The organism is Rhizobacter sp. P2_H2, assembly GCF_056403375.1.
On the sequence record NZ_JBFUFP010000615.1, the window covers coordinates 1 to 3,273 of the forward strand.

General features: G+C 68.4%; 4 protein-coding genes. All 4 read left to right on the forward strand.

Annotation, left to right across the window (positions count from 1 at the left end; translation table 11 throughout):
• A partial coding sequence (locus AC1D15_RS23420; RefSeq protein ID WP_477827861.1) for an NAD-dependent epimerase/dehydratase family protein occupies positions 1-938 on the forward strand: 938 nt, incomplete at its 5' end.
• Positions 935-1,480: a serine O-acetyltransferase gene (locus AC1D15_RS23425; RefSeq protein WP_477827862.1), complete on the forward strand. Its 546-nt coding sequence runs from the start codon at positions 935-937 to the stop codon at positions 1,478-1,480. The genes AC1D15_RS23420 and AC1D15_RS23425, both read left to right, overlap by 4 nt.
• The gene (locus tag AC1D15_RS23430; RefSeq protein ID WP_477827863.1) at positions 1,477-2,565 is read left to right on the forward strand and encodes a WaaS/CpsH family glycosyltransferase; all 1,089 of its coding nucleotides are present in this window, start codon (positions 1,477-1,479) and stop codon (positions 2,563-2,565) included. Before AC1D15_RS23425 ends, AC1D15_RS23430 begins: the two co-directional genes overlap by 4 nt.
• A 39-nt stretch (positions 2,566-2,604) precedes the next feature.
• Positions 2,605-3,273, forward strand: a 669-nt coding sequence (locus AC1D15_RS23435; RefSeq protein ID WP_477827864.1) for an MraY family glycosyltransferase, incomplete at its 3' end; no start/stop codon positions are given.

A 3,273-nucleotide genomic window follows, 5' to 3' on the forward strand; every position in this document is an offset into this window, starting at 1 on the left:
AGAATGCACAGCTGCTGGAAGGCGTGGACAGCGTCTACCACCTCGCCGCCGAAACCGGTACCGCGCAGTCGATGTACCAGATCCGCCACTACGTCGGCGTGAACGAGCTGGGGACGGCAGCCCTGTTCGAGGCCATCGCCAAGTGCACGCGCCGGCCGACGCGCCTGGTGTTGGCTTCCAGCCGCAGCATCTACGGCGAAGGGGCCTACCGCAGCGATGCGCAGCCCGGCGTCGTGCTGCAGCCCGAGACGCGCGGCAAGGAGCAACTCGCCCAGGCGCGCTGGGAACTCACCGACGATGCAGGCCGCGCACTGCACGCGATCCCCACGCCGGAGACGCTGCCGCCGGCCCCCGGCTCGGTGTACGCGGCCACCAAGATGGCGCAGGAGATGCTCGTGCGCACCGCCTCGCTGTCCGTCGGCCTGAAGACCACGATCCTGCGCTTCCAGAACGTCTACGGCGAAGGCCAGTCTCTGCGCAATCCGTACACCGGCATCATCTCCATCTTCTTCAACCGCATCCGCCAGGGCCTGGACATCCCGATCTACGAAGACGGCCACGAGTCGCGCGACTTCGTGCACGTCGACGACGTGGTGCACGCACTGCATCGTTCGATCGAGGCCGACCTGCCGAACAACGCCGTCATCAACGTGGGCGCCGGCGTGCCGACCTCGGTGCTGGCCCTCAGCGAGACGCTGCGCAGGGTTTCCGGCTTCGACGCGCGCACGCGGATCACCGGCCAGTACCGCGTCGGCGACATCCGCCACTGCTATGCCGACCTGACCCGGCTGGAATCCCTGCTCGGCCTGCGGCCCACGGTCAGTCTGGACGAAGGCCTGACCCGCTTCTGCAACTGGGCCCGCACGCAGCCCGTGCACGTCGATCAGCTGGAGGCCGCCACCGCAGTGCTGCGCGAAAAGGGACTCAGCAATCCATGACACGCAACGAGCTGCTCGATGCCGACTGGGCACGTCTGTGTGCCCTGAGCGGCCAGCCCGGCCGCGCGCGGCGCTGGTCGAGTGCCTTCTCGCCGCGCTTCGCCCCCGTCTGGCTGCTGCGCACCGGCCAGGCCTTGTGGGCCGGCGGCTGGCCCCGCCTGGCCAAGCTGCCCGGCCTGCTGAACGCCGTGCTGTTCGGGCTCGAGGTCCCGGCACGCCTGCCGATCGGCCCCGGGCTGGTGATCGCCCACACCTACGGCACCGTCCTCGGCGCTGCACGCATCGGCGACCGCGTCACCATCTTCCAACAAGTGACGCTGGGCGCGCGCGAGGCCGATTTCCATTTCGATGCCGCCAAGCGCCCGCTCGTCGAGGACGACGTCACGCTGGCGGCGGGCGCGAAAGTGCTCGGCCCGGTGACCCTGGGGCAGGGTTGCACAGTGGGCGCCAACGCCGTGGTCCTGGCCGACGTTCCGGCAGGCGCACTGGCGGTCGGCGTGCCGGCGCGCATCGTCGGACCGAAAGGCCCTGCCGAACCATGAACCAGACCGCCAACGTGCCGGCAGCAAGCCCGCGTCGAGGGCATGTGCTGCTCGTATCGCCGCTGACATTCAACTACCACCAGATCATCTGCGACACGCTGCGCGGCCTGGGCTATGAGGTGACCTGGTGGAACGAGCGCGCAAGCGACGGCACGCTCCACAAGATCCTGTTGCGGCTGCTGCCGGGCTGGACCCGCAAGGTGTCCCAGCGGCACTTCCTGCGCCGCCTCGATGCGCTCGATCCGCGGTCGATCTCCCATGTGCTGGTCATCAAGGGCGAGGGCCTGACGACGCACGTCGTGCAGCAGATGCGGCAACGGTTTCCCGGCGCCTCGATGGGTTTCTACCTGTGGGATGGCCTGGAGAACGTCCCGGGAGCCCCGGCCTTGCTGGGCAGCTTCGACAGCGTTGCCACGTTCGACCCGCAGGACGCGCAGCGCCACGGCTGGAATCACCGCCCGCTGTTCGCGAAGAACACGGCACCGATCGCCACACCCGCTTCCGGCTACCTCTTCGACTGGTGCTTCATCGGCACACTGCATTCCGATCGCTACCGGGTCGTCAACCGGGTGCGTCAGTCCATGAAGGACGCCGCGCGCGCGTTCGTCTTCGGCTTCTTTCCCAGCACGCTCCAGTCCGTCGTGGCGCGGCTTCGCTCCCCGGCCATGTGGCGTGCGGCGCGCGGCGAGCTGTCGACCCGGGCGATGGCGCCGGCGCAGGTGCGCTCCGTCGTCGCGCAGTCGTGTGCCGTGCTCGACGTCGAACATCCCCGCCAGCGCGGCCTCACCATGCGCACCATCGAGACCTTGCTCGCCGGCAAGAAGCTCATCACCACCAATCGCCATATTCTCGAGAGCGACCTGTTCCATCCCTCGCGCGTGCTGCTGATCTCGCGATCCGCGCCGGCGATCGACGACGCGTTCCTCGGCGTGCCGTTCGAGCCCGTCGAGGATTCGCTTCGGCAGTCGTACTCGTGCGAGGGTTGGGCACTTCAGTTGCTTGCCGCACAGGAACAGGCGCGAGCGCGGCGACCCGACACCCGACCTCCCGCCATGTCGGATGGCACCCGCGGCACAAGCCACTAAACTCCTGCGCTACGCGCAAGCCTCCCCCTCCTCAATTCCATGATCATCCTGTGTCTGCTGCTGGGCCTGGTCGCCTCCTGGGTCACCACCGAGCGTGCGCGCAAGTACGCCCTGGATGCCGACCTGCTCGACCATCCGAATGCCCGCAGTTCCCACACCATCCCCACGCCGCGTGGGGGCGGGGTCGCCATCGTCGGGTCCTTTCTCGCGCTGGTGGCCCTCCTCTGGCTCGCCGGACACGTTCCGGCGGACTTTGCCGCCGCGGCGCTGGGCAGCGGCCTCGCCGTCGCCATCGTGGGCTTCATCGACGACCGCAAGTCGATCCCCGCGCGCTGGCGCTTCCTCATCCATGCGGCGGCGGGCACCTGGGTCCTGATTGTGCTGAGAGGCATACCGCCCGTGCCCATCTTCGGCCTGTCGGTGAACCTCGGATGGTTCGGCCTCGCCCTGGCGGTCACCTACGTGGTCTGGATGATCAACCTCTGCAACTTCATGGACGGCATCGACGGCATCGCGAGCGTCGAAGCCATCACCGTCTCGCTCGGTGGTGCTGCATGCTGGTGRATTGCCACCGCAACGCCCCACTGGTTCGTTCCCGTCGCGTTCGCCGMCTGCGTTGCAGGCTTCCTCGCCTGGAACTACCCGCCGGCGAAGATCTTCATGGGCGACTCGGGCAGCGGCTTCATCGGCCTGGTGCTGGCCCTGCTC